The organism is Brevundimonas sp. (assembly GCF_965278935.1).
Lineage (GTDB): Bacteria > Pseudomonadota > Alphaproteobacteria > Caulobacterales > Caulobacteraceae > Brevundimonas.
Window position 1 is genome coordinate 874,416 of sequence record NZ_OZ257124.1, and the last position, 23,324, is coordinate 897,739.

The window sequence follows — 23,324 nt, forward strand, 5'->3', positions numbered from 1 at the left end:
GGCCCCATGGAAATTCGTGGAGAGACGACAGATGGCCGTTCAACCGCAACGCAGCTTCATCGGCGTGGGGCTGGCGATCGGCGTCGGCCTGGGCTCCGCCATCGGCGTCGCGATCGGCAGCCTGCCCGTCGGCATCGCGGTCGGCGTGGCTCTGGGCGTCGCCATCGGCGCTGCGCTGGACGCCCGCGACAAGGCGAAACGCAAGGGCAATGGCGATGGAGGCTCGACCCCGGTCTTCGGCGACAGTGGTCGGTCGAGGGACAACGACGCCGGCGACGGCGACGGTGGATCGGATGGCGGTGGTGGCGGCGGCGACTGAGCCCTATCGACCCATCCGTTTCAGGACGTCCCGCGCGGCCCGATCCGTCTCGGCCAGCGGCGCATAGGTCCAGCGTTCCAGATTCCCGTCGAACGGCCGCAACGCGCCCTTCGCCTCCAGATCTGCGTGCAGCCGAGCGAACTTGCCCGGCGGCTTCAGCGCGACCATCGGCAGGACATGCACCGGCTTGCCGGTCGAGGCGGCCTCGGCGGCCATGTTGGCGCTGTCCTCGGTGACGAGGATGTGGTCGGCGGCGTCGAGGAAGGCGAACAGCGGGTTCGTCCCCTCGCCGTCCCAGATCCAGCCGGGCACGTCCGCCAGACGCTCGGTCATCACCGTCTTCGCCGCCTCGGGCGTGCGGCGCGAGAAGGTCAGAAGCAACGATCCGGCGGAGGTCCGCACCGCCTCCGCGATCCGGTCCGCCAGAGACGCAGCATGGGCCGGCGTCAGGTCGAAGGCCCGGGATTTGCCTCCGATCAGAACCGCCACGCGCGGACGGGGCAGGGCGCCGAGCCGGTCTGCGAAGGCGGACGCCGCCTGGGCCAGGACTTCGGGCGTGATGCGATGGGGCGATCCGGTGATCGAGACGACATTGGCGCCGGTCAGGCCGTCGTGGGCAGGAGCCACCACCATGTCGAACAGCGCGGGATCGAGACGCGGGTCCTGGGTCTGGACCACGAAGGTCCTGCCGCCGCTCAGCCGTCGCGCGGCCAAAGACAGGGGCAGGGTCGCCCGACCCGTCGCGATCCACAGATCGGGCCACGCTTCGCCATCAGAGGGGAGGGGCGACGCCGAGGCCAGCATCCACGGCGCCTTTAACGCGACCGGCAGCCAGTCGAACGCCGGCCGCCATTTCACACGTCTGGTTTCGATGATCGCAGGAGTCAGGCGCGCAACCGCCTCGGCAAGGCCGAGCGCCTGATTTTCCATGCCGATACGGCCGTCGGAGACGACCGCGATACGAAGAGGGCCTGGCCCTACTTCCACTCGACCTTGAGGATTTCGTAGGCCTTCACGCCGCCGGGGGTGTTCACCTCGACGGTGTCGCCGACGGCCTTGGAGATCATGGCGCGGGCGATGGGCGAGGAGATGGAGATCTTGCCCTGTTTCACGTCGGCCTCGTGCTCGCCGACGATCTGGTAGCGGCCTTCTTCCTCGGTGTCCTCGTCGACCACGGTGACGGTGGCGCCGAACTTGACCTGATCACCGCTGAGCTTGGTCACGTCGATGACCTGGGCGCGGCTGATCTTGTCCTCGATGTCGGCGATCGAGCCTTCGATCCACCCCTGGCGTTCCTTGGCTGCGTGGTACTCGGCGTTTTCCGACAGGTCACCGTGTTCACGGGCCTCGGAAATCGCTGCGATGACGCTGGGACGTTCCACCGACTTCAATTGCTTAAGCTGATCGTCGAGGGAGCGGTAACCCTCGGCCGTCATCGGCACTTTTTCCATGTGGTCGTGATTTTCTGACTTGTCGCCCGGTAAACCGGAGAGGGGACTTAAGAGAAACTCTGGCGAATACGCTGGTCGCTGGGCGCGCGCGACCGGCCGAAGAAGCTAGGGCGCCCGGCGCGGAAACTCAAGGTCCGGCCAGGAAGGCGTCTGCCGGATCAGCCCGCGGGAGGTCGCACGGCGGGATGACGACCGTGCGACAGACGCCGATCAAGCATCGTCCTGGCCAGGCCATAGACGATCCAGGCGATCAGGGACGCGCCGATCACGGCGAACAGCAGCGATGCCAGCATCGCACCCGCAGCCATGAAGGCGAGGAGAAAGGCGATAGCCGCGCCCAGTCCGGCCGCGATCTGGATTGTTTTCAACTGCATGGGCAGGTTAACGCGCGCCCGGTCAGCCGGTTGCGACTCCGGATATCGGGTTCAGGCGTAGGCGTAGGGTCCCCCGCGCTCCAGCGCCCGCTGATAGGCCGGCCGGGCGTGGATGGTCTGCAGAAAGGCCTTGAGCCTGGGCTTGTCCGGGCCATAGGGCGCACGGCTGGCCCCGGCCTCCAGCGGGAAGCTCATCATGATGTCGGCGGCCGAGAAGGCGTCGCCGGCGAACCAGGGCGACTTCGCCAGCTCAGCCTCCCAATAGGCGGTGTGGGCCGCGATCTGCGGGTCGATGAAGCTGGCCTGCGCCTTGTTGGCGATCGCCTTGACCAGCGGTCGCACCAGACCGGGAGATCGTGTCGGCAGGGCGCCGAACACCAGTTTCAGCAGCAGGGGCGTCATCGCAGACCCCTCGGCGTAGTGCAGCCAGTATGTAAACCGCCGCCCCGCCGCTGTCCCGGCCGTGGGTTTCAGCCCATGCTCTGGATAGGCGCCCAGCAGGTGTTCGACGATGGCCCCGGTCTCGGCGACGATGATGTCCCCGTCCTGGATAACCGGCGACTTGCCCAGCGGATGGATGGCGCGCAGCTCGGGCGGGGCCAGCATGGTCTGGGCGTTCCGCTCGTAGCGCCTGACCTCGTAGTCGAGACCCATTTCCTCCAGCAGCCACAGCACGCGCTGGGAGCGGGAGTTGTTCAGGTGGTGGACGACGATCATGGCGGCTCTCCCCGGTTTGGATCACCTTAGCGACGTTGACGCCGGGGAGGGCAAGCGCCGTTAGCGGGTGCGCCCGCTCCAGCGCTGACGGGGATGCCCCTGGGCCTGAGCCCCGCCTTGAGATGCGCGCCCGGCCCGGTTCAGGCTCGGCGTCACCCCGGTCCGACGGCCCTGCCACAGTTCATAGGCCAGGGTCGCCAGCGCCAGTTTCCCGGCATGCCGACCGGCGAACCCGCGTCCGCTCTTTGACAGCAGAAGGCCGCCGATGACGGTGGCGATACGGGACAGGGCCATGGTTATCTCCTCAAGTTCACGAGCAGTAACGGTCCGGTCCGGCTCAGGTTCACCGAGATTGAAAGCCTGCGCGCTTTCGCCCACACCGGTCTGATGACCACACCCGACCCTCGCCTCACGTCTCTCGCCCATGGCGGCGGGTGCGGGTGCAAGCTGTCGCCGGGCGTGTTGCGTGACATCCTGTCCAGGACGCCCCAGGCGGCGGCCTTCGCCAATCTGATGGTGGGGATCGAGACGTCCGACGACGCCGCCGTCTGGCGTCTCAACGATCAGCAGGCGCTCGTCGCGACGACCGACTTCTTCATGCCGGTGGTCGACGACCCGTTCGACTTCGGCCGGATCGCCGCGACCAATGCCCTGTCCGACGTCTACGCCATGGGCGGGCGGCCGATCTTCGCCCTGGCGCTGGTCGGCATGCCGGTGAACGTCCTGTCGACCGAGATCATCGGCCGGATCCTGGCGGGCGGGGCCAGCGTCTGCGCCGAAGCCGGCATCCCCGTCGCCGGCGGTCATTCGATCGACAGTGTCGAGCCCATCTACGGCCTCGTGGCGCTCGGCGTTGTCCATCCCGATCGTGTCCTGACCAATCGCGGCGCGTGGCCGGGCGATGTCCTGATTCTGACCAAGGGTCTCGGCGTCGGCATCCTCTCGGCGGCCCTGAAACAGGCGCGGCTCGACGACGCCGGCTACGCCGCCCTGATCGCCTCGACCACGAAGCTGAATGCCGTCGGCGCCGATCTCGCGGAGATGGACGGCGTCCACGCCATGACCGACGTGACCGGCTTCGGCCTGCTGGGCCACGCTCTGGAAATGGCGCGCGGTTCGGGTCTGGGCGTCGAACTTGACGCGGACGCGGCTCCGCTTCTGGACGGTGTCGAGGCGCTCGCCCGCGACGGCGTCAGGACCGGCGCCTCCGGGCGCAATTGGGCCGGCTACGGCGAGGCCATCGCCCTGCCGGCCGCGTTCGAAGATTGGCGCCGCGACCTTCTCACCGACCCCCAGACCTCAGGCGGTCTCCTCGTCGCCGTCGCGCCCGAGGCCGCCGACGCCGTCCTGGCCACCATCCGCGCGGCCGGCTTCGACCGGGCTGCCGTCGTCGGCCGGATCGTCGAGGGCGCCGGAGTGCGGGTCGTTTGATCCGCCGCACCACCGACCTGTCCCCCGGGGGCCGCGCGGGCTTCGACGCGATCATCGACGTGCGCAGCCCGTCCGAGTTCGCCGAGGACCACATTCCCGGTGCCATTAACCTGCCGGTCCTCGACGACGCCGAACGGGCGGAGATCGGGACCCTCTACGTCCAGCAATCCAAGTTCCTCGCCCGGCGCATCGGCGCGGCGAAGGTGGCCCGCAACATCGCCGCCCACCTCGACGGCGCCCTGAAGCATCGCGACGGAAGCTTCCGCCCTCTGGTCCACTGCTGGCGCGGCGGCCAGCGCTCCGGCGCCATGGTCGCCGTCATGGACCAGATCGGCTGGCCGGTGACGGTGCTGGACGGCGGCTACATGACCTGGCGGCGCCAGGTCCAGGCGGCCCTCTACGGCGAGCCGGCCCTGTCGGTCGTCCTGCTCGACGGCGGCACCGGCTCTGGCAAGACGGCGCTTCTGCCGCGCCTCGTCGATCGCGGCGTCCAGATCCTCGATCTCGAAGGCTTCGCCGGCCATCGCGGCTCCCTGTTCGGCGCGACCGGCCGTCCCCAGCCGTCCCAGAAACTGTTCGAGAGCCGGTTGTTCGAGGCGCTCGAACGCCTCGATCCCGCCCGCCCCGTCGTACTCGAGGCCGAGTCCAGCCGCATCGGCGCCCGCACGATCCCGCCGGCCCTGTGGTTCGCCATGGGCCGCGCCTCGGTGATCGAACTGTCCGCCCCTGTCGAGGCCCGCGCTGCCTTCTCCGCCCGGGTCTATGCCGACATCGCCGCCGACGTCGGCGCGCTGGAGACCGCGCTGGGCCGCCTCCCGCCGCATCATTCCAGAGAGACGGTCGCCGGCTGGAAAGCCCTGGCTCGCGACGGCCGCTCCGCAGAGCTCGCCGCCGCCCTGATCGCCGACCACTACGACCCCGCCTACCGCCGCATGTCCGCCCGCCGCGACCGGCCGGTGATCGGGCGAGTGGAGATGGCGGATGTGTCAGAGACGGAGCTGGATCGGGCAGCGCATGCGGTGGCGGCGTTGATCCTCACGTCACCGCTCTGACCTGATCAAGTCCGCGATCCGCTCCGCCGCCACCTTCGCACCATCCTCCCGCGACGCCACGACCCCCAGCCGCGTCGCCGTCTCCGCCACGGTCGGATCCGCCAGCACCGCGCTCAACACCTCCGCGACCCGCCCGGCCCGATACCGCCTCCGCCCCAGCGTCGCCCCGCACCCCAGCCGCACCATCCGCGCCGCGTTATCGTACTGGTCCCCCAGGAACGGCACGATCAGCTGCGGCTTCCCGGCCCTCAGCGCCTGTTGCGTCGTCCCCACCCCGCCCTGATGCACGACCGCCGCCGCGCGAGGGAACAGCGTCGAATAGGGCGCATAGGGCACGGCGACGACATCCGGCCCGTCCGCGATCCCCGCATCGCCTTTCGGCCCCACCAGCAGCACCGCCCGCCGCCCCAGCCGCCGCGCCGCCTTCAGGCTCTCGACATAGAAGCTGCCGGGAACGATCACTGCCGCGCTGCCCAGGGTGAAGACGATCGGCGCCGGCCCTGCCGCGAGGAAGGCCTCCAGCGCCGGCGAACGGGTCGTCGTGCCGCCGGTCTCGCTGTCGTAGAGCGCGTAGCCGGTCACGGCGAACCCGGGCGGCGCATCGACCTGTGGCACGCTCAGCAAGGGCGAATAGAGGCCCAGAGCCAGCGACCGATCCTTCAGCCCGTCGAGGAGCAGATTGGCGCCCAGCGGCGCTAATCCCAGGGACCGCCGAATCCGGTCCACCGGCTTCGTCCAGCCCGCGCCGCTGGCTCGCGCCGCCGCAATCGTCATGCGGTTCAGCGTCAGCCGCCACCCTCCCGACGCCGGCGCCAGCCAAGGCGCGTTCGGCAGGGCGGGCGGGTCGTAGGCCGAGAAGACGATGGCCGGCTGCAAGGCCACCGGCACGAAGGGCACGCCCAGCACATCCGCCGCCATCGCCGCCCCGGCGGCGAAGGTCGATCCAACGATGGCAACCGCGCCCCCGGCCACCGCCAGCAGTTGCCGCGCTCCACTCTCCAGGTGCGGCAACAGCATCTTTTCGAACAGGAAGGTGCTGGACCGCGTCACCGCCTCGGTGATCTCCGCCTCCGTCATCCCCATCATGACCTCGAGCTCGACGATGCCCGGTCCGATGGGATGGAAGATCAGACCCTCGGCGCGGATCTTGTCGCCGTGCTGAGGCGAGGAGGCGATCTCGGCCTCGAATCCGCATGCCTTCAGCGCCAGCGCCAGGGCGATGAACGGGTGCAGGTCGCCGAGCGATCCGGCCGTGGCGAGGACGATGCGGGGAGGCATAGGCGACCCTAGCACGCCGCCGTGAAGGTTCGCGCTGGCATCCGCCGAACCGGGTGCTAGCGTCGCGGCATGAGCACCCGTTCCAGAACCGCCGCCATCTTCACCTCGCTCAGCCTGTGGGTGATGGTCGCCCTGGTCGGAGGGCTGGCGGCGGGCGCGGCGGCCCAGGCCTGGGGCATCCCCGGCGGCCCCGGCGCGGTGGCCGTGATCGATGCGCTGGGGCAGCTCTGGCTGAACGCCCTGCGCATGACGATCATCCCGCTGGTCTTCAGCCTGCTGGTCACCGGCATCGCCTCCATCGCCGATGCGGCCGCGACCGGCCGTCTGGCGCTGAAGGCCGTCATCGTCTTCGCCCTCCTGCTGCTCGCCGCCACCGTCTATGCCTTCGCCTCGTCGCTGGGTCTGCACGCCCTCTGGCCCATCGGCGCCGAGGGCTCCGCCGCCCTCCTCGCCGGCGCCCCGCCCGAAGCCGCCCGCGAGGTGGCCGCCAATGTCGGCGGCGGAGGCTTCAGCGCCTTCCTGACCAGCCTCGCCCCCGCCAACCCGATCCGGGCCGCGGCCGACGACGCCATCCTGGCCATCGTCGTCTTCGCCATCGCCTTCGGCTTCGCCACCACCCGGCTGGAGCCCCGTCTGCGCCAGCCTGTCGCCCTGTTCTTCGAGGCGGTCGCCAACACGATGATCGTCATCGTCCAGTGGGTGCTGGCCGTGGCGCCCCTCGGGGTCTTCACCCTGGCCTTCGGCGTGGGCCTGCGGGCCGGTCTCGGCGCCGCAGGGGTGCTGGGCCACTATATCGCCCTCGTCTGCCTCAGCTTGATCGGCCTGATCCTGCTGATCTACGTCGTGGCGACGCTCGCCGGCCGCATCGGCCTGGCCCGCTTCGCGCAGGGGATCGCCCCCGCGCAGGTCGTCGCCTTCTCCACCCAGTCCTCGCTCGCCTGCCTGCCGATCATGGTCGAGCGCGCCGTCGGCCGCCTTGGCGTCTCGGCCGCGACCGCCGGCCTCGTCCTGCCGCTCGCCGTCGCCGTCTTCCGCATCACCAGTCCCGTCGCGAACCTGGCCGTCGTCATCTATGTGGCGAAACTGACCGGAACGGAGATCACCACCGCCTCCATGTTCGCCGGAGGCCTCGCCGCCCTGGCCGTCAGCGTCGGCACCGTGGGCCTGCCGGGTCAGGTTTCATTCTTCGCCTCCATCGCCCCGATCTGCCTGGCCATGGGCGTGCCTCTGGAGGTCCTGCCCCTGCTGCTGGCGGTCGAGGTGGTGCCAGACATCTTCCGCACCGTCGGCAACGTCACCGCCGACCTCGCCGCCGCACGCATCGTCGAGGGCCGCGACGCCGACAACCTGCTTGATACCCTCAGCGAGGCGGCTTCGGCTCCCCGCCCCTGAACCAGGCCATGTAGAGCCGAAACAGCCAGCTGCCGCGCCTTGGAGGCTCGCTCACAGGCCCGGGCCGCTCGTTGCGATCGAACGATTTCAGCATCGGGCCGGAACTCAGGCGCTCAGTTGACGGCGCTGGACGATCAGAGCCGCCCCGCCGGCCAGGATCGTGCCGAGCAAGATCATCGCCCACTCGGACATCGTGGGGACGGGGGCGGGGCCGGCCACATAGGTGAAGTTGTCGGCTGGCGTGTTGGCGCTTGTCCCGCCCGGGCCTGTGACGGCGACGTCGGCGACGCCCGCGCCTGCTGCCGGTGATCTGGCAGTGATCTGGGTCGCACTGACGACCGTGACGTTCGTTGCGGCGGTCCCGCCGAAGGTGACGGCCGTCGCCGCTGTGAATCCTGTTCCGGTCAGAGTGACCAATGTCCCGCCGGCGACAGGTCCACTGTTGGGCGTCAGGCCTGACACGGACGGGACCTGTGTCACCGAGGCGCCGGTAGCGACTTGCCGCGTGAAGGTCTTGCCCGTGCACGCGCCGGTGCACCGGTACTCGTAGTGATTAAATACGGAGGGCGCGCCGCTCGGCAGATCAGGGCTGAAGTAAATCTCGATGCCACGTGCGCCGGGCGCCGCCGGGCCATTCCGCACTTCGAGGAAATTCGTGCTTGAGGCCGCGATCGTGGAGTAGGTCGCGCCGCTGATCGGGGGGCCGCCCAACTGCTCGTTTCCCGCGCCGACGGAGACGGTTGCGGAGGTAACGGTGCTGCTGACCGGATCGTAGGTGAAGGCGCCGCTGACGGTTCCCGAACCGTTGCCGAAGTTCGAAGTCAGATTGTAGGTCTGCGCCGAAGCCAGAGCGGGTGCGGCCCACAGCAGGCATGCGGTGATCAACAAGGAGAGCAGCTTCATGTCGGAGACTCTTTAAGCGGGCGGCAGCGCGGCCACGGACAGGAGATGACCGCCTCATCGATTCCGGCGAGGCAGCCCCGCTGAACATCCCGCCTGACTGACCATGACAATGCCCGGCAGCGGCTCCGCTAGCAGATGCGTGCAGATGACAACGCAAGCCTGGGGCGGCCGTGGCTCAGCCCTTCGGATAATCCGGGAACGTCGCGGGATCGAGCACGCGCCTCAGCAGCCCGCGTAACTCCGGATCGTCTTTCCAGCGCAGGAAACTCTCGGCCGGAAAGCGCAGGTTGCGCCAGGTCACGCCACGATCCGCTACCGCCGTCAGGATCGCCAGCACGCGGGGCCGGTCGCCGATCATAGAGGCAGCCATGGCCACGGGCAGCTCACCGCCATGCCAGAAGGAGCTGACGATCGGCGTCGATCCGGCGATCAGGCGGAGCGTCGTCTGCGAACCGCCGGACGCGAAGACTGTGGCCTCCGCCGCGATCCGCGCCGTCTGGCGTGCATCGCCAATGAGCGTGGCCCACCGTCGCGATTGTTCCAGATAGGCCCCGATATCCCCCGCCTGAAGGTGGAACAGAGCCGCCGCGTTGGGGGCCGCCGAATGAGTCGGGAACCGCGCCTCGACGTCGGCAAGACGTGTCAGCGACGCCCGGGATTGACCCGCCTGCCACAGGCCCATGGCGTAGTCGGTCAGCACCGCGGGGGAGTCCGGCGCCAGCAGCAGCGCCCGCCGCAATTGCTCGAGACCCTCGGCCACACGCCCGCCGTCGATCAGGGCGTTGCCGAACCACAGATGGCTCAGGTCGTCGGTCCGACCCGCGCCGACCGCCTTCTGGAAGAACGGCCTCGCGGCCGCTACGTCCCGCGTCGTCCAGTAGGTCAGGAACCCCATGATCCGGTTTGCGTCGGCATCGTCCGGCTCCATCGCCAGAGCGGTCGATACCGCCGCCCGCGCATCCCGAAATGCCGCAGCCCGGTCGGTCGAGCCGAACTCGCATGACAGGATGTAGGTGTCCGCCAGACCCGTGAATCCCGGTACGAAGTCGGGATAGCGGGCGACAAGGTTGCGGAACTTGTCCGCCGCCCGGTTCAGGCTCTCCAGCGTCCGTGCCGCCGCGTCCGACCGCGCGTCGATATAGAGGGCTTCCAGCTCAGGATCGCGAATCTCGGGTCTGGAGGAACCCCGGGGGTCACGCCGCATCAGGACCACGCCGCCTGCGACGGCGCCGCCCAGGATCGCCGCTCCGCCTGCGATCAACAGCCGACGTGTTCGGGACGTCGTCGTCGAGACGGCGCCGGCTTCGGCCATCCCGGCCGGGGCAGGAAGTGCGGCGCCCGTTCCGGCCGGGGTGTGCGCCGTCTTGCCCGCAATCCAGGCGTCGATCTCGGATGTCAGGGCATAGACCGACCCTCCGTCCGATGACCGCACCACCGGAAATCCCGGCCGCTTGGACCAGCGGATCGCCGTACTTTCGGTCACGCTCATGTAGGCGGCGATGCTTTTCCACCCCCGGAGCCGACGCTCATCGTTCGACCGACCATTCATGCTCGAGTATCAGCAAGCCGGGGTGCTGAAAGTCCAGACCGATTTTGGGTGACCGGCGGAAAGCAGGCTCCGGTTTCTTCTCATCGCGCCGCCAACCTCAGCTTCGCCAGCGCGGACGCGGCGCGCAGCAGGGCGGTCGCTTCCACGGTCTTGCCCTAGCTCAGCAATCCGGCCGCCCGGCGCACGGCTTCGCGCAAGGCTTCCTGCGGGTCTTTGGGCGGCGCCTCGCCCCACCTGATCAGCGTCTCCAGACCACCCGGCTCATCGGCTCCACCCCGGATCGGCTTCAGGTCCAGCTTCCAGGCGATGACCTTGCGCGTCCAGCCCTCGATCCGGGCGCGGCGTCTCAGGTTGGCGTAGCCGACGTCGAAACGCCGCACGAGCGACGGCGCCGACTCCCCGGCGATATCGGCCTGCCGCACCTGCGCCCAAGTCTCCGGCCCGCGATACTTGCGCAGACGATGGTGCTCCATTCGTGCACCGTGGCACGCCGCTGCGTCGAAAGCGGTCGCAGGGGCGCGGGTGATGTCAATTCGTCGGGGGTGCGACCGGAGACTCGTCTCGCCAGCACGGTTCCAGGACCCGGTCCACGGAGCGGGCCCAGTCGACCCAGGCGCCGCCGTTGGTGGAGAACTGGAGATCCATCGCCACCGGCCCCCGGGCCGGCGCCCAGAAGATGTGCGGTCCCGGTCCGTCGGGAGCCGGGGGGGCCGGAAAGCCCGCGTTCCGGCTACGAATCCGGCTGCCCTCGTCCAGTGGAAGGATCAAAGCCGGAAGAGGCAGGTCGTTGGCCGGCAGCATCGCCTCCACCAGGCCTGGGCAGGTTCGGCTGTCCGCCCACCGGATCTGTTCCTGCGCCTCGTAGGAGTCGAGCGCCCGGCGCACGAACACCACCGCTTCCATGGCCGGATCCGCGGCCCAAGGGCTCATGGAATAGAACTCCGTGATCCATCGCCCAGCTGAATTTTGAGCATACCCGATGACCAGGCCGCCACCGGGGTTGTTTCTCCAGCTCGCCACGACGCCGATACGGGGCGGGCTTCCCCCGACGGGCTCCCGGGGGCTGGCCCGCTCGCCGGGCGCGACGGGATAAGGCTGCGGCCCGGCCAGACGCGGCGGGTTCGCCGGTCCGCCGGTGCGAATTCCATGGGCGCCCAGCAGCTCGTACAGGTCCCGGGAACCGACCGTTTGGTCGGCCCGAGGCCGGCAGACCGCCTCGACCTGTCTTCGGCGCTTCGGATCGGTCGCCACGCTGACGAAAGCGCCGTCGGGATCAGCCACCCGTATCGGATCCGCCACGCTGCTGGAGGTCGACGAATGTCTGACCAGGAAGGTCTGATCGGCGCACCGGACGGCGATAGACTCCTCGGTATAGGCTGGCGTCGTCCATTGCGTGGCGGCGGTGCCCTGTCGATTCTGAGTGTGGACCTGCGCGAGGATGTAGTCCGCCCCCTCCGGCACGAAGGCCCAGCCGACATTGACGACGCTGACCTCTCGGTCGTTCGCCTCCGTCACGATCCAGAAGTTCTGCCTCGACTGGATCGCCAACAGGCCTGCGAAGATCAATGCTGCGATCATGCGCGCACACCACCACGGCGCATGTCGGCACGCCAGCGTTGAATCGATCCGACGTCCGCCGGCTCCTGCGCGGATGCGTCGGGAAGGACGCGAGGGCCGATGCGGGATCTGCATGAACGTGCAGTATTCTGCATAACCGACCTGACCGAACTCGCCGATTTTCGCGGTCAACGCCTAGCCGAAATCACCGGGAAGTGGTCGGACACGGCAGAGACTGCAAACCGGTACGACCGACTAGAACGGTCCTGCTGCGCCCCGTAACCACCAGACGATCCCGGCAACCCCTGCCAGATGCAGGAGAATCGTCAGCCCGAGCCGGGTTCTGAACGGCTCCTTGCGCGTCTTGTGACGCAACATGTGCTGGCCCAGCCATGCGCCGAAACCGCCAAACAGCGCGGCCGCCAGCAGCACAGGCTCGGGCGTCCGCCAGGTCCCTGTTCCGGCCGCCCGTTTGTCCAGCCAGAACCGCACGAAGGCGTGCAGATTGCCGAGCGCCAGAAGGACCAGAAACAGGTCGATCCGGCTCAACGACATCAGTGCGCGTAGTCCTGGATCGGCCGAACCTCGAGCGTGTCCGCCTGGATCGCCCCGATCGCCTGGGCCGCCGCCAGCGCCCCCGCCGACGTCGTGTAGTAGGGCACCTTGGTCATCAGGGCCGAGCGGCGCAGGCTGAAGCTGTCCTGCAGCGACTGCTTGCCCTCGGTGGTGTTGATGACCAACTGGACGTCGCCGTTCTTGATCGCGTCGACGATGTTCGGACGGCCTTCCAGAACCTTCTTCACATAGCCGACCTTCAGGCCCGCCTGTTCGAGATAGGCGTGGGTCCCGCCGGTCGCGATGACCTCGAAGCCCTGTTTCAGCAGCAGGGCGACGGCCTCCACGATGAAGGGCTTGTCGTCGTCCTTGACCGACACGAAGGCGCAGCCGGCCGTGGGCAGGATGGTGCCGCCGCCGATCTGGGACTTGGCGAAGGCGCGGGCGAAGGCGGGCGCCATGTCGGTCTCGCCGGGACGCTTGAAGTCCAGCCCCATGACCTCGCCGGTCGAGCGCATCTCGGGCCCCAGGATGGTGTCGACCCCGGCGAAACGGGCGAACGGGAAGACCGCCTCCTTCACCGCGATATGATCGTAGGGCACGTCCTTCAGGCCGAAGGATTTCAGCGGCACGCCCGCCATGACCTTGGCGGCGATGGCGGCGACCGGCTGGCCGATGGTCTTGGCCACGAACGGCGCCGTGCGTGACGCGCGCGGGTTCACTTCCAGCACGAAGATGCGCGGGTTCTCGCTGTGCGGTTCCTCGATGGCGAACTGAACGTTCATCAGGCCGCGCACCTTGAGCGCGCGCGCCATGGCCTCGGTCTGGCGCTTCAGCTCGGCGACCGTTTCGGGCTTCAGCGACCACGGCGGCATCGAGCACGCGCTGTCGCCCGAGTGGACGCCGGCTTCCTCGATATGCTCCAGAACGCCGGCCACGAAGACCGTCTCGTCGTCGCACAGGGCGTCGACGTCGACCTCGGTGGCGCGGTTCAGATAGTGGTCGATCAGGACGGGATCGTCGCCCGAGACCCGCATCGCCTCGCCGACGTAGCGGTCCAGCCCCTCGCGGTCGTGAACGATCATCATCCCGCGTCCGCCCAGCACATAGGATGGGCGCAGGACGACCGGATAGCCGACACGGTCGGCTTCGTCGGCCGCTTCCTGGGCCGATCGGGCCAGGCCGTTCGGCGGCTGCAGCAGGCCGATGTCGTTGAGCATGACCTGGAACCGCTCACGGTCCTCGGCCAGGTCGATGGAGTCCAGCGACGTGCCCAGGATCGGTATGCCGTCCTCGTGCAGGGCATGGGCCAGCTTCAGCGGCGTCTGGCCGCCGAACTGCACGACCACGCCGATCAGCTCGCCCTTGGACCGCTCGACCTCGATCAGCTCGAGCACGTCCTCGGCCGTCAGCGGTTCGAAATACAGCCGGTCGGAGGTGTCGTAGTCAGTCGAAACCGTCTCCGGGTTGCAGTTGACCATGATGCTCTCGACGCCGATGTCCGCGAAGGCGAACGCCGCGTGGCAGCAGCAGTAATCGAACTCGATCCCCTGTCCGATCCGGTTCGGCCCGCCACCCAGAATCACGGCTTTTTTCAAGCCTGTAGGCTCGGATTCGCACTGCGGGATCTGGCCCAGGGCGCCGGTCTCGTAGGTCGAATACATATAGGCGGTGGCGCTGGCGAACTCGGCGGCGCAGGTGTCGATCCGCTTGAAGACGGGACGGACGTTCAGGCCACGCCGGGCATGGCGGACGGCCTTCTCGGTGGCGCCGGTCAGCTGGGCCAGACGCGCGTCGGAGAAGCCCTTGGACTTCAGCTTGCGGAACTCGGTCGGGTCGGTCGGCAGGCCCTGAACCCGGATGTGGCCTTCGGTCCGGACGATATCGGCGATCTGGCGCAGGAACCACGGCTCGTAGGCGCAGGCGGCGTTGACCTCCTCGACCGACAGGCCGTGGCGGAAAGCCTGGGCGATGACGCGGATCCGGTCCGGCGTCGGCTGGCCGAGCGCCCGGATGACGGCGGCGCGGGCCGAGGCGTCGTCCTCGACATCCACCGTGCCCTCGATCTCGATCTCGTCGAAGCCGGACAAGCCGGTCTCGAGACCGCGCAGGGCCTTCTGCATCGATTCCTGGAAGGTCCGGCCGATCGCCATGACCTCGCCGACCGACTTCATAGAGGTGCCGAGCAGGGGCTCCGATCCCGGATACTTCTCGAAGGCGAAGCGCGGGATCTTGGTCACCACGTAATCGATGCTCGGTTCGAACGAGGCCGGCGTCACCATGGTGATGTCGTTGGTCAGTTCGTCGAGGGTGTAGCCGACGGCCAGGCGCGCCGCGACCTTGGCGATGGGGAAGCCCGTGGCTTTCGACGCCAGCGCGGACGACCGCGACACGCGCGGGTTCATCTCGATCACGACCATGCGGCCGTCGGCCGGATTGATGGCCCACTGGACGTTGGATCCGCCGGTCTCGACGCCGATCTCGCGCAGGACGTTGATCGAGCCCGTGCGCATGCGCTGGTACTCTTTGTCGGTCAGGGTCAGGGCGGGGGCGACGGTGATCGAGTCGCCCGTATGCACGCCCATCGGATCGATGTTCTCGATCGAGCAGATGATGATGCAGTTGTCCGCCTTGTCGCGGACGACCTCCATCTCATACTCTTTCCAGCCCAGCACGGACTCCTCGATCAGCACCTCGGTGGTCGGCGACAGGTCGAGGCCGCGCAAGACGATCTCCTCGAACTCCTCGCGGTTGTAGGCGATGCCGCCGCCGGTGCCGGCGAGGGTGAACGACGGCCGGACGACGGCGGGCAGGCCGACGAACTCCAGGCCCTCGAGGGCTTCTTCCAATGAATGCGCCGCCTTGGACTTGGGCGATTCGAGCCCCAGCTTGTCCATGGCGTCGCGGAATTTCTGACGGTCCTCGGCCTTGTCGATGACATCGGCTTTCGCACCGATCATCTCGACGCCGTACTTCGCCAGCACCCCGTTCGCATCCAGCGCCAGCGCCGTGTTCAGCGCCGTCTGCCCGCCCATGGTCGGCAGGAGGGCGTCCGGCCGCTCCTTCTCGATGATCTTTTCGACCATCTCCGGCGTGATCGGCTCGATATAGGTCGCATCCGCCATGTCCGGATCGGTCATGATCGTGGCGGGGTTGGAGTTGACCAGGATGACTCGATACCCCTCGGCCTTCAGCGCCTTGCACGCCTGGACTCCGGAGTAGTCGAACTCGCACGCCTGACCGATCACGATCGGCCCCGCCCCGATGATCAGGATGGATTTGATGTCCGTACGTTTGGGCATCTCAGCCTCCTCTAGTTCGTCACGACCGCGCACTCCCAGCCGTCGTAATCGAGCTGGAAGGCCGCGGCCCAGGATTGCATCATGGCGCTGACGGGGGCGAAGGCCGCCTCGTCGACCGCCATGGTCGTTTCAAGAATGGTGGCGTCGTCCTGACCCTTGGTCAGGAACCCCGCCCGCCGAGCGACCTCGTTCAGGTCGTCGTGGTCGCCTTCGCCATAGAAGTAGAACAAAGTATGGCGTGGCGTGATCCCCGTATCGCCGTGCGTCAGCAAGGACGCGCGGATCATCGCATCCCGGTCTTCATGGCTGATGACGTCTTCGTGCAGGGTCGTCTCTCGCTCGCGCGCGAACGGCCGGCGGCGCGGTAAGCGAGCCGGTTGCGTTCGGGTTGTCGGTTAAGCGGCCCGTTTAGAGACGGCGGCCCTGCGGGGCAAGCGGGGTCTGACATGCCGTTGGCGCCACGGGTCGCCGCGGCATTGCGTCACGGGGGCGACAACCTGCGGCCAAACTATGGCAATTGAGTTGCCAAATTGCGCGCTCCAGATGCAGGATCGGGAACTTCCGGCAGTAATACTGACGGATCCTGACTTTTACGGAGTGAATGCCATGCTCTTCCGCAATCGACTGCAACAATCCTCGGCTATCGCGTCCGGCCTGTTCGCCGCGCTGGTTATTGCCGGGCCTGCCTTCGCACAGAATGCGTCACCCGCGCCTCAGGACCCCGAGGACGAAGAGGCGACGACGGTCGAAGAGGTGGTCGTTACCGGGTCGCGCATTCCGACCAACGAATTCACCAGCGCCTCGCCGGTTCAGATTCTGACCACCGACCGGGCCCGGCAGCGCGGTCTCAGCGACACGACGCAGCTGCTGCAGTCCTCCACTCTCGCGGCCGGTTCGGCCCAGGTGAACTCCACGATCTCCAGCGCCTTCGTCACGGACGGCGGGCCGGGTTCGGCGACCATCTCGCTGCGCGGCCTCGGCGCCAATCGCACCCTGGTGCTGCTGAACGGCCGTCGCGCCGGTCCGGCAGGGACGCGCGGCGCGGTCTCGGCCTTCGACCTGAACGTCATTCCGCAGTCGGCGATCGACCGGGTCGACATCCTGAAGGACGGGGCCTCGTCCATCTACGGCTCGGACGCTGTGGCCGGGGTGGTGAACCTGATCACCGAGCGCGGCCGCGACGGCGGCGTGATGAATGTGTTCGGCACGGTTCCGATCGAGGGTGGCGGCGAGCAGTACAACGCCTCGGCCGCTTGGGGCCGGAACTTCGATCGCGGCTACCTGAATCTGTCGGCCGACTATTACCGGCAGGAAAAGCTGGCCGCCGGCGAGCGCGATTACCTCGTCTGTCGCAACCAGTATGTGTTCGAGCCTGGGACCCGCAACCGCGCCGACCGGATCGACCCGCGCACGGGTCAACCGCAGTGCACCGACCTGACCTGGGGCCAGATCTACGTCTACGGCCCCGACTTCTCGGGCCGCGCCGGTCGCTTCCAGTTCGACTACGAGGGCAACCTCGGGACCTATATCCCGCGCCGGCCGACCAACCCGGCGGTCTCGGCCCAGTATCCGACCGCCCCGACCGGCTTCTACATCGTCAACTACGACACCCCGTCGCGGGCCGTGACGAACAACCTCAGCGAATATGCTCTGGAAGAATCGATCATCCCGGAAACGACCCGCTACACGGTCTTCGCCGAGGGCGCCTATGAGATCGGCGGCGGCGTTGAAGCCTATGCCGAAATCCTGCTGAACCGTCGCGAGAGCCGCACCGACAGCTATCGTCAGTTCTGGAACTACACCTACACGGCCGACTTCCTCAATCTCGTCTACGGCGGCGGCGGCGGCGACCCCGTGACGGGCTTCCGCGGCGCAAACATCCTCAGCGCCACCCCGATTACCGACCACTTCGATCAGTCGCAGAAGGTGGACTACACCCGCGCCGTAGCCGGCGTGCGCGGCGCGCTCGGCGGCTGGCAGTGGGACGTGTTCGCCCAGTACAGCCGCTCGGACGGTGAATACACAACAGACGTCATCCTTCAGGACGCCGTGGACTCGACCAGCTTCAAGACGCGGTCCTGTGTCGGCACCAACCTGCCGGTCAGCGGCCGTCCCTGCATCGACGTCGATTTCACCAGGCCTGACTTCCTCGCCGGTCGCCTGACGCCGGCGGAGCGGGCCTTCCTGTTCGACACCGACACCGGCAAGACCATCTACGAGCAGATGTATCTCGAAGGCACCATCGGCGGCACCCTGTACGAGTTGCCGGCCGGTCCGCTGGGCGCCGCGTTCGGCTTCCACGTTCGGCGCGACGAGATCGAGGATACGCCCGGGCCGATCACCCTGGCCGACAACAGCTGGGGTCTTTCTGGCGGCGGCATCACCGCCGGCACCGAAGACACCAACGAAGTCTACGGCGAGTTCTCGATCCCGCTTCTGGCCGACGTGCCGTTCGCACAACGCCTGACAATGTCGCTGTCGGGTCGCTACACTGACACCAAGACGTCGGGCGACGCCTCGACCTACAAGGTCGGTCTGAACTGGGAGATCACGGACTCGATCCGCGTCCGCGCCACTCACGGCACCTCGTTCCGCGCGCCGGCCCTGTTCGAACTGTACCTGGCCGACCAGACCAGCTTCATCGGTCAGCGCAACATCGACCCCTGCCTCAACCTGGGTCAGCGGGTCGCCGACGGCAGCATCCAGACCACCAGCCCGATCTACCGGAACTGCACCAGCACGGCGGGTCCGGGCGGCGGGGTGCTGCCGACCTTCACCGGCGGCGTGGTGACCGCCACGGTCGTCACCGGCGGCGGGCTGGGCGTGCTGGAGCCCGAGACCTCGCAAGCCACGGTCATCGGCGTCATCCTGACGCCGGCCGGCAGCGACCTGAGCTTGGCCGTCGACTACTTCGACATCGCCATCGAGGACCAGGTCGACGTGCTCGGGGCCGCCGGCATCCTGCAGGCCTGCTATCTGTCGGAAAGCTTCCCCACCGATCCGATCTGCAACCAGTTCGATCGCAACAGCGTGACCAAGTCGATCGACGAGGTCCGCGACAGCTATCTGAACATCGCGGAACAGAACAACCGCGGCATCGACTTCACGGCGCGCTGGTTCCACGACTTCGACTTCGGTGTCTTCACGATCGATACGCAGACGACCTGGACGTTCGAGAGCAACCAGTCGACCTTCGCCAACTTCGGCACGGACTTCCTGGGCGACATCGGCAATCCGGAACTGGTCGGCAACGTCAATCTGACCCTTGAGCGCGGTCCCTGGACCGCATTCTGGGGCTGGGACTGGATCGGCAATCAGGACGCCCGCCCGGACATCATCCGCAACGGCGGCAACCTGAACCAGGTGATCGACGGCCGGACGACCGAAACCAAGGCCTATGCCGAGTTCACGGGCTTCCACAGCCTGTCCTTGAGCTACGAAGGCGAAGGCTGGGAAATCTCGGGCGGCCTCGCCAACGTGTTCGACGAACTGCCGCCGGCCGCCTCGTCGATCTCGGTGGGCACCACCGGCAACTCGGTCCTGCAGTCGCAGTACACCGAGGCCTACTACGGCCGGCGCGCCTTCATGCGCCTGTCCAGGTCGTTCTGATCCGGACCGATCCACGCTAGGACGAAGGGCGGCGGAGCGATCCGCCGCCCTTTTCCGTTTCGCCGCTGCTTTCAAGGAAACCCATGGCCATCATCAAGGGCATGAAGGACACGCTGGACGCCGAGGTCGCGCGCTTCGCCCAGACGCCGTTGAAACAGCCCCTGCTCGTCAACAGCATCCCCAAGGGCGGGACCCATCTGCTACGGAACGTGCTGCGGATGTTCGTCCCGGTGGACCAGCATCACGACCGGGATTTTGTCCAGATCCCCAACATGCACCAGCACCTCGACGCCTTCGATCCGAACGCGCCCAGGCTGGCGGCGGCCCATCTGCTGTTCAGCGACCAGTCGCTGGCCAACATCCGGTTCGCCCGGCACATCCTGCTGGTGCGTGACCCGTATGACTGGGTGCTGGCGCGCGCCCGCTTCTTCGTCTCGGACGAGTTCGAGCAGGACAACATCCAGCATCTGAAGACGCCCGGCCTGTTCTCGGCCGAGGCCTTGATGAACATGATGATCTTCGGCGTGCACCAGAAGTCGCCGGCCCTGATCGACATCTACACCCACAATGCGGCGGCCTGGCTCGGCACGGGGGTGCATCTGGTCCGCTACGAAGATCTGGTCGCCGCCGTGCGCGACCTCGATGCGCCGGAGAGCGAGCGGCTGATCGCCGACCTGTTGACCGCCGCCGGCATCGACAGGCCAGACGACTGGCGCGAGCGGGTTGTCACGGGCGCGGACCGGAAGAAGAGCCGCACCGCGCGCGAGAACCTGAAACTGCCCGAGGGCCTCGTCTTCCCCGATGTCTTGCCGGAAGCCCAGAAGGCGCTGGTGGAGTTCCACGCGCCGGGTCTGAGGACGCTGCTCGGTTACGCCTGATCGCGCCCGGCGATCCAGGCGGGCAGATTGGCGATACTGTCGAGGAGACCGAAGCGCGGGTGATCGACCGGGGGCTCGGCGATCTCATGGGCCCAGGTGACGTGATAGGGAATGTGGACGGCGAAGGCGCCGGCCTCGATGGCCGGGATGACGTCCGACTTCACCGAATTGCCGGCCATGACCGCCTCGGCCGCCCCCGTGCCGTGACGGGCGAAGATGCGGTCGTAGGTCCCGCGATCCTTCTCGGACACGATCTCGACCGCCGCGAACAGGTCGCCCAGACCCGAGGCGGCGACCTTGCGCTCCTGATCCATCAGGTCGCCCTTGGTGATCAGGACGAGGCGGTAGCGTTCGGACAATTTCGCCAGGGCTTCGTCGACGCCGGGCAGCGTCTCGACCGGATGGCTCAGCATCTCTCGCCCGGCGGCGAGGATCTCGCGCACGACCTCCGGCGGAGCGCCGCCGTCGCACAGCTCCATCGCCGTCTCGATCATCGACAGGGTGAAGCCCTTCACCCCGTAGCCGTAGAGGCGGAGGTTCCGCCGCTCCGTGTCGGCCATCCGCGCCTCGATGGTCTCCTCATCGCCATGGTCGGCGAGCAGGTCCATGAACCGCGCCTGGGTCAGGCGGAAGATGGTCTCGTTGTGCCAGAGGGTATCATCGGCATCGAGCCCGACGGTGGTGATGGTCATGGTCGAACCGATATGAACTTTGCCGATTCGTGATAGGCGAGAGCCCTCAGCGAGGGAGAGACGCATGAACGACTTCATCCTGCCTTACAAGAAATACGCCCAGTTCACCGGTCGATCGGACCGCAAGGAGTTCTGGTACTTCGTCCTGTTCTATTTCATCGCCGCCGCGATCCTCGGAATCATCGACGGCATGCTGTTCGGGACCGGCAGGGCCGTGGTCGGGAATGGCGGGTTCGACTTTTCCTCGTCGGGTCCGCTGACGGCGATCTTCGTCCTCGGCTCTTTCATCCCCTTTCTGGCGGTCGCGATTCGACGGCTGCACGACACGGGCAAGACGGGCTGGTGGGTTCTGCTGGGTCTGATCCCGTTGATCGGCACGATCATCCTGATCGTCTTCTACGCCCAAAAGGGTCAGCCGGAAGCCAATGCCCACGGCGAGCCGCCGGAAGGCAGCCGCGCGGTCTGACGTCGTTCAGTCCGCGTCCGCCAGGGCCGTCCTCAGGTAGGACAGGGTCCGTGGCCAGACGTCGGCGCGGGCCGCGACCAGGCCCTCCACCGTGCCGCCGACCATGGTGACGTTCTGGAGCCCCGGTGCGTCGGCGCGAACCGGCGCTCCGAAGACGGCGTGGCCGGCATCGGGATAGGCGAGGTGCTCGACCGTATGGGTGAAGCCGTGCGCTCGCAGCCGCGCCTCGACGCGATTGGCCATCTCGGTCGAGGGCCACAGGGTGTCGGCCTGGCCCGAGACCAGCAGGATCGGCCCGGCGATCCGTTCGACCGGAATCTCCGCCTCCGGTGAGGCGGCGGAGAGGCTGTCGCGATAGAGGTTGAAGATACCGCTGAACCCCTTGCTCAAGTCGTAGGGGACGTGGGGCAGAGGCTGACCGTCGGCGGTCCAGGAGGAGCCGACGGCGCCGCCGGTCCGGTCGATTCCGGCCCAGACCACGTTCGACGGCACCGCCGCGACGACGGCGGCGATGGCGGGGTTCCGGCTGGCGACCAGAAGGGCCAATTCGCCGCCCTTCGACACGCCGACAATGGCGACAGGTTCGGGCCCGTCGGGGCGCGCGTTCAGCCAGGCCAGCGCCCGGTCGACCGGCTCGATCGGGATCAGGTCCAGGTTCTCCGCCTGACCCGGCTCGCCGAAGTAGGAGACGGCAATGGCGTCGAAGCCATCGGCCGCCAGCCTGCGGGCTAGCCGGCTCGAACCGCCCAGCCCGCCCTCTGACCCGCCCAGAACGATCACGGCGCCGCGCGACGCAGTCGCCGGATCGGCGGCGAAATAGTCGGCGACCAGCTCTGCGTTGCGGACTTCCCGGGTCGGCGGAGCGAGCGCGACGGCGGCTGCGGCCGGGGTTTGGGCGCCGGCGGCGGTGGCGCTGCTGCAAGCGAGCAGCAGCGCAGCGAGCAGGGCGGTCGGGGCAAATAGCGGCATCAGAGAGTCTCCATATTCAAAGAACTTTGAAACACAAAGTATCGAGAGGCGCAAGAGGCAGGCCCGATGTTGGCTTGTTCTTCTCCCATGGAGGGCGTTCATCAACGGCATGCAGACCTTCGATCCAGACGTCGCTTCCGCTGTGGTGATCGGGGCCTCCGGCGGCATCGGGGCGGCCGTGGCCGAGGCGCTGGTCGCGGCCGGCCGCTTCTCGACCGTTCACCGCCTCTCCCGGTCGGTGACGGGACTGGATCTGGAAAATGAGGACAGCATCGCCGCAGCCGCTGCGGGGTTCGCCGGAACCCCAGCGCCGACGTTGATCTTCGTGGCCACCGGCGTGCTGCATCACGGAGAGACCCCCGAACGTTCGTTCAGGACGATGACAGCGGATCATCTGCTGCGCGACTACCGCGTCAATACGGTGGGTCCGGCGCTGGTCGCCAAGCATTTCCTGCCGTTGCTGCCCCGCGACCGGCGCGCCGTATTCGCCACCCTGTCGGCGCGCGTAGGATCGATCAACGACAATCGACTGGGCGGCTGGCACAGCTATCGAGCGTCCAAGGCGGCGCTGAACATGGTCGTTCGCAATCTGGCGATCGAGATGGCGCGCTCTCATCCCCGGGCGATCGTGGCGGGCCTGCATCCGGGGACGGTGGATACCGGGCTGAGCGAACCGTTCCAGAGAGGGGTGGCGGCGGAGAGGCTGTTTTCACCCGCCGCTTCTGCGGAATACCTGCTTGGCGTTCTCGATGGTCTGACTCCGGCGGACAGCGGCGGCGTCTTCGCGTGGGACGGCGCACGGGTGCCCGCCTAGGCTCCCGACATCGAGC

The 23,324-nt window shown here is 67.8% G+C and carries 23 protein-coding genes; 8 read left to right on the forward strand and 15 right to left on the reverse strand.

What is annotated here, in order from left to right; all coding sequences use genetic code 11:
* Positions 1–31: 31 nt before the first annotated feature.
* A complete protein-coding gene (locus ACQY68_RS04425; protein ID WP_428151845.1) occupies positions 32–319 on the forward strand; it encodes a hypothetical protein in 288 nt (95 codons plus the stop codon).
* A gap of 3 nt (positions 320–322) precedes the next feature.
* On the opposite strand, the gene ACQY68_RS04430 is transcribed toward ACQY68_RS04425, so the two are convergent.
* The 5 genes from ACQY68_RS04430 to ACQY68_RS04450 all read right to left on the reverse strand — a co-directional run bounded on the left by ACQY68_RS04430 (position 323) and on the right by ACQY68_RS04450 (position 3,155).
* The gene (locus ACQY68_RS04430) at positions 323–1,306 is read right to left on the reverse strand and encodes a mitochondrial fission ELM1 family protein (protein WP_428151846.1); all 984 of its coding nucleotides are present in this window, start codon (positions 1,304–1,306) and stop codon (positions 323–325) included.
* Positions 1,297–1,770 (reverse strand): transcription elongation factor GreA, encoded by a 474-nt coding sequence (gene greA, locus ACQY68_RS04435; protein ID WP_309627413.1) that lies wholly within the window; start codon positions 1,768–1,770, stop codon positions 1,297–1,299. The genes ACQY68_RS04430 and greA overlap by 10 nt, the downstream gene beginning before the upstream one ends.
* A gap of 158 nt (positions 1,771–1,928) precedes the next feature.
* Positions 1,929–2,144: a hypothetical protein gene (locus ACQY68_RS04440; RefSeq protein ID WP_428151847.1), complete on the reverse strand. Its 216-nt coding sequence runs from the start codon at positions 2,142–2,144 to the stop codon at positions 1,929–1,931.
* Between the two features lie 51 nt (positions 2,145–2,195).
* Positions 2,196–2,861 carry a glutathione S-transferase family protein gene (locus ACQY68_RS04445; RefSeq protein ID WP_428151848.1) on the reverse strand — a complete coding sequence of 222 codons (666 nt, stop codon included), beginning with the start codon at positions 2,859–2,861 and terminating at the stop codon, positions 2,196–2,198.
* A gap of 60 nt (positions 2,862–2,921) precedes the next feature.
* Positions 2,922–3,155: a cysteine protease gene (locus ACQY68_RS04450; protein ID WP_428151849.1), complete on the reverse strand. Its 234-nt coding sequence runs from the start codon at positions 3,153–3,155 to the stop codon at positions 2,922–2,924.
* A gap of 93 nt (positions 3,156–3,248) precedes the next feature.
* On the opposite strand from ACQY68_RS04450, the gene selD reads away from it, so the two are divergent.
* On the forward strand, positions 3,249–4,292 hold the full coding sequence (selD, locus tag ACQY68_RS04455) for a selenide, water dikinase SelD (RefSeq protein ID WP_428151850.1): 1,044 nt from the start codon (positions 3,249–3,251) through the stop codon (positions 4,290–4,292).
* The gene (mnmH, locus tag ACQY68_RS04460; protein ID WP_428151851.1) at positions 4,289–5,344 is read left to right on the forward strand and encodes a tRNA 2-selenouridine(34) synthase MnmH; all 1,056 of its coding nucleotides are present in this window, start codon (positions 4,289–4,291) and stop codon (positions 5,342–5,344) included. The genes selD and mnmH overlap by 4 nt, the downstream gene beginning before the upstream one ends.
* Here the strand turns inward: mnmH and ACQY68_RS04465 are convergent.
* The gene (locus ACQY68_RS04465) at positions 5,333–6,622 is read right to left on the reverse strand and encodes a glycosyltransferase (protein WP_428151852.1); all 1,290 of its coding nucleotides are present in this window, start codon (positions 6,620–6,622) and stop codon (positions 5,333–5,335) included. The two genes, mnmH and ACQY68_RS04465, sit on opposite strands and share 12 nt — an antisense overlap.
* Before the next feature lie 69 nt (positions 6,623–6,691).
* Here ACQY68_RS04465 and ACQY68_RS04470 point away from each other — a divergent pair, with 69 nt between their 5' ends.
* Positions 6,692–8,014 carry a dicarboxylate/amino acid:cation symporter gene (locus tag ACQY68_RS04470; RefSeq protein WP_428151853.1) on the forward strand — a complete coding sequence of 441 codons (1,323 nt, stop codon included), beginning with the start codon at positions 6,692–6,694 and terminating at the stop codon, positions 8,012–8,014.
* Between the two features lie 105 nt (positions 8,015–8,119).
* Here ACQY68_RS04470 and ACQY68_RS04475 read toward each other — a convergent pair whose 3' ends face one another.
* The 7 genes from ACQY68_RS04475 to ACQY68_RS04505 all read right to left on the reverse strand — a co-directional run bounded on the left by ACQY68_RS04475 (position 8,120) and on the right by ACQY68_RS04505 (position 16,167).
* The gene (locus tag ACQY68_RS04475; RefSeq protein WP_428151854.1) at positions 8,120–8,917 is read right to left on the reverse strand and encodes an IPTL-CTERM sorting domain-containing protein; all 798 of its coding nucleotides are present in this window, start codon (positions 8,915–8,917) and stop codon (positions 8,120–8,122) included.
* A 175-nt stretch (positions 8,918–9,092) separates the two neighbouring features.
* Complete coding sequence (locus tag ACQY68_RS04480) at positions 9,093–10,406, reverse strand: hypothetical protein (protein ID WP_428151855.1); 1,314 nt, start codon at positions 10,404–10,406, stop codon at positions 9,093–9,095.
* Positions 10,407–10,621: 215 nt separating this feature from the next.
* Positions 10,622–10,939, reverse strand: coding sequence for a hypothetical protein (locus tag ACQY68_RS04485; RefSeq protein WP_428151856.1), 318 nt, complete (start codon positions 10,937–10,939; stop codon positions 10,622–10,624).
* Between the two features lie 55 nt (positions 10,940–10,994).
* The gene (locus ACQY68_RS04490) at positions 10,995–12,215 is read right to left on the reverse strand and encodes a hypothetical protein (protein ID WP_428151857.1); all 1,221 of its coding nucleotides are present in this window, start codon (positions 12,213–12,215) and stop codon (positions 10,995–10,997) included.
* Between the two features lie 63 nt (positions 12,216–12,278).
* Positions 12,279–12,578: a DUF1294 domain-containing protein gene (locus ACQY68_RS04495; RefSeq protein WP_428151858.1), complete on the reverse strand. Its 300-nt coding sequence runs from the start codon at positions 12,576–12,578 to the stop codon at positions 12,279–12,281.
* Positions 12,578–15,880 (reverse strand): carbamoyl-phosphate synthase large subunit, encoded by a 3,303-nt coding sequence (gene carB / locus ACQY68_RS04500; protein WP_428151859.1) that lies wholly within the window; start codon positions 15,878–15,880, stop codon positions 12,578–12,580. The genes ACQY68_RS04495 and carB overlap by 1 nt, the downstream gene beginning before the upstream one ends.
* An 11-nt stretch (positions 15,881–15,891) precedes the next feature.
* On the reverse strand, positions 15,892–16,167 hold the full coding sequence (locus ACQY68_RS04505; protein ID WP_428151860.1) for a hypothetical protein: 276 nt from the start codon (positions 16,165–16,167) through the stop codon (positions 15,892–15,894).
* A 319-nt stretch (positions 16,168–16,486) separates the two neighbouring features.
* Between ACQY68_RS04505 and ACQY68_RS04510 the strand changes: the two genes are divergently transcribed.
* Complete coding sequence (locus ACQY68_RS04510) at positions 16,487–19,489, forward strand: TonB-dependent receptor domain-containing protein (RefSeq protein ID WP_428151861.1); 3,003 nt, start codon at positions 16,487–16,489, stop codon at positions 19,487–19,489.
* 83 nt (positions 19,490–19,572) lie between these two features.
* A complete protein-coding gene (locus ACQY68_RS04515) occupies positions 19,573–20,367 on the forward strand; it encodes a hypothetical protein (protein WP_428151862.1) in 795 nt (264 codons plus the stop codon).
* On the opposite strand, the gene ACQY68_RS04520 is transcribed toward ACQY68_RS04515, so the two are convergent.
* Positions 20,358–21,059 carry an HAD family hydrolase gene (locus tag ACQY68_RS04520; protein ID WP_428151863.1) on the reverse strand — a complete coding sequence of 234 codons (702 nt, stop codon included), beginning with the start codon at positions 21,057–21,059 and terminating at the stop codon, positions 20,358–20,360. The genes ACQY68_RS04515 and ACQY68_RS04520 overlap by 10 nt on opposite strands.
* A gap of 64 nt (positions 21,060–21,123) precedes the next feature.
* Between ACQY68_RS04520 and ACQY68_RS04525 the strand changes: the two genes are divergently transcribed.
* Positions 21,124–21,525, forward strand: coding sequence for a DUF805 domain-containing protein (locus ACQY68_RS04525; RefSeq protein WP_428151864.1), 402 nt, complete (start codon positions 21,124–21,126; stop codon positions 21,523–21,525).
* Positions 21,526–21,531: 6 nt separating this feature from the next.
* Here ACQY68_RS04525 and ACQY68_RS04530 read toward each other — a convergent pair whose 3' ends face one another.
* The gene (locus tag ACQY68_RS04530) at positions 21,532–22,494 is read right to left on the reverse strand and encodes an acyl-CoA thioester hydrolase/BAAT C-terminal domain-containing protein (RefSeq protein ID WP_428151865.1); all 963 of its coding nucleotides are present in this window, start codon (positions 22,492–22,494) and stop codon (positions 21,532–21,534) included.
* A gap of 109 nt (positions 22,495–22,603) precedes the next feature.
* Here ACQY68_RS04530 and ACQY68_RS04535 point away from each other — a divergent pair, with 109 nt between their 5' ends.
* Positions 22,604–23,308 (forward strand): SDR family NAD(P)-dependent oxidoreductase, encoded by a 705-nt coding sequence (locus tag ACQY68_RS04535; protein WP_428151866.1) that lies wholly within the window; start codon positions 22,604–22,606, stop codon positions 23,306–23,308.
* The last annotated feature ends 16 nt before the right edge of the window (positions 23,309–23,324 follow it).

Bases quoted from the DNA above. Each gene is read 5' to 3' on its own strand.
- ACQY68_RS04535 (WP_428151866.1), top strand. From the start codon at position 22,604: ATGCAGACCTTCGATCCAGACGTCGCTTCCGCTGTGGTGATCGGGGCC.
- ACQY68_RS04505 (WP_428151860.1), bottom strand. From the start codon at position 16,167: ATGATCCGCGCGTCCTTGCTGACGCACGGCGATACGGGGATCACGCCA.
- ACQY68_RS04450 (WP_428151849.1), bottom strand. From the start codon at position 3,155: ATGGCCCTGTCCCGTATCGCCACCGTCATCGGCGGCCTTCTGCTGTCA.
- ACQY68_RS04465 (WP_428151852.1), bottom strand. From the start codon at position 6,622: ATGCCTCCCCGCATCGTCCTCGCCACGGCCGGATCGCTCGGCGACCTG.
- ACQY68_RS04515 (WP_428151862.1), top strand. From the start codon at position 19,573: ATGGCCATCATCAAGGGCATGAAGGACACGCTGGACGCCGAGGTCGCG.
- greA (WP_309627413.1), bottom strand. From the start codon at position 1,770: ATGGAAAAAGTGCCGATGACGGCCGAGGGTTACCGCTCCCTCGACGAT.
- selD (WP_428151850.1), top strand. From the start codon at position 3,249: ATGACCACACCCGACCCTCGCCTCACGTCTCTCGCCCATGGCGGCGGG.
- ACQY68_RS04485 (WP_428151856.1), bottom strand. From the start codon at position 10,939: ATGGAGCACCATCGTCTGCGCAAGTATCGCGGGCCGGAGACTTGGGCG.
- ACQY68_RS04520 (WP_428151863.1), bottom strand. From the start codon at position 21,059: ATGACCATCACCACCGTCGGGCTCGATGCCGATGATACCCTCTGGCAC.
- ACQY68_RS04440 (WP_428151847.1), bottom strand. From the start codon at position 2,144: ATGCAGTTGAAAACAATCCAGATCGCGGCCGGACTGGGCGCGGCTATC.
- ACQY68_RS04475 (WP_428151854.1), bottom strand. From the start codon at position 8,917: ATGAAGCTGCTCTCCTTGTTGATCACCGCATGCCTGCTGTGGGCCGCA.
- ACQY68_RS04470 (WP_428151853.1), top strand. From the start codon at position 6,692: ATGAGCACCCGTTCCAGAACCGCCGCCATCTTCACCTCGCTCAGCCTG.
- ACQY68_RS04480 (WP_428151855.1), bottom strand. From the start codon at position 10,406: ATGAGCGTGACCGAAAGTACGGCGATCCGCTGGTCCAAGCGGCCGGGA.
- ACQY68_RS04445 (WP_428151848.1), bottom strand. From the start codon at position 2,861: ATGATCGTCGTCCACCACCTGAACAACTCCCGCTCCCAGCGCGTGCTG.
- ACQY68_RS04495 (WP_428151858.1), bottom strand. From the start codon at position 12,578: ATGTCGTTGAGCCGGATCGACCTGTTTCTGGTCCTTCTGGCGCTCGGC.
- carB (WP_428151859.1), bottom strand. From the start codon at position 15,880: ATGCCCAAACGTACGGACATCAAATCCATCCTGATCATCGGGGCGGGG.
- ACQY68_RS04530 (WP_428151865.1), bottom strand. From the start codon at position 22,494: ATGCCGCTATTTGCCCCGACCGCCCTGCTCGCTGCGCTGCTGCTCGCT.
- ACQY68_RS04525 (WP_428151864.1), top strand. From the start codon at position 21,124: ATGAACGACTTCATCCTGCCTTACAAGAAATACGCCCAGTTCACCGGT.
- ACQY68_RS04510 (WP_428151861.1), top strand. From the start codon at position 16,487: ATGCTCTTCCGCAATCGACTGCAACAATCCTCGGCTATCGCGTCCGGC.
- ACQY68_RS04425 (WP_428151845.1), top strand. From the start codon at position 32: ATGGCCGTTCAACCGCAACGCAGCTTCATCGGCGTGGGGCTGGCGATC.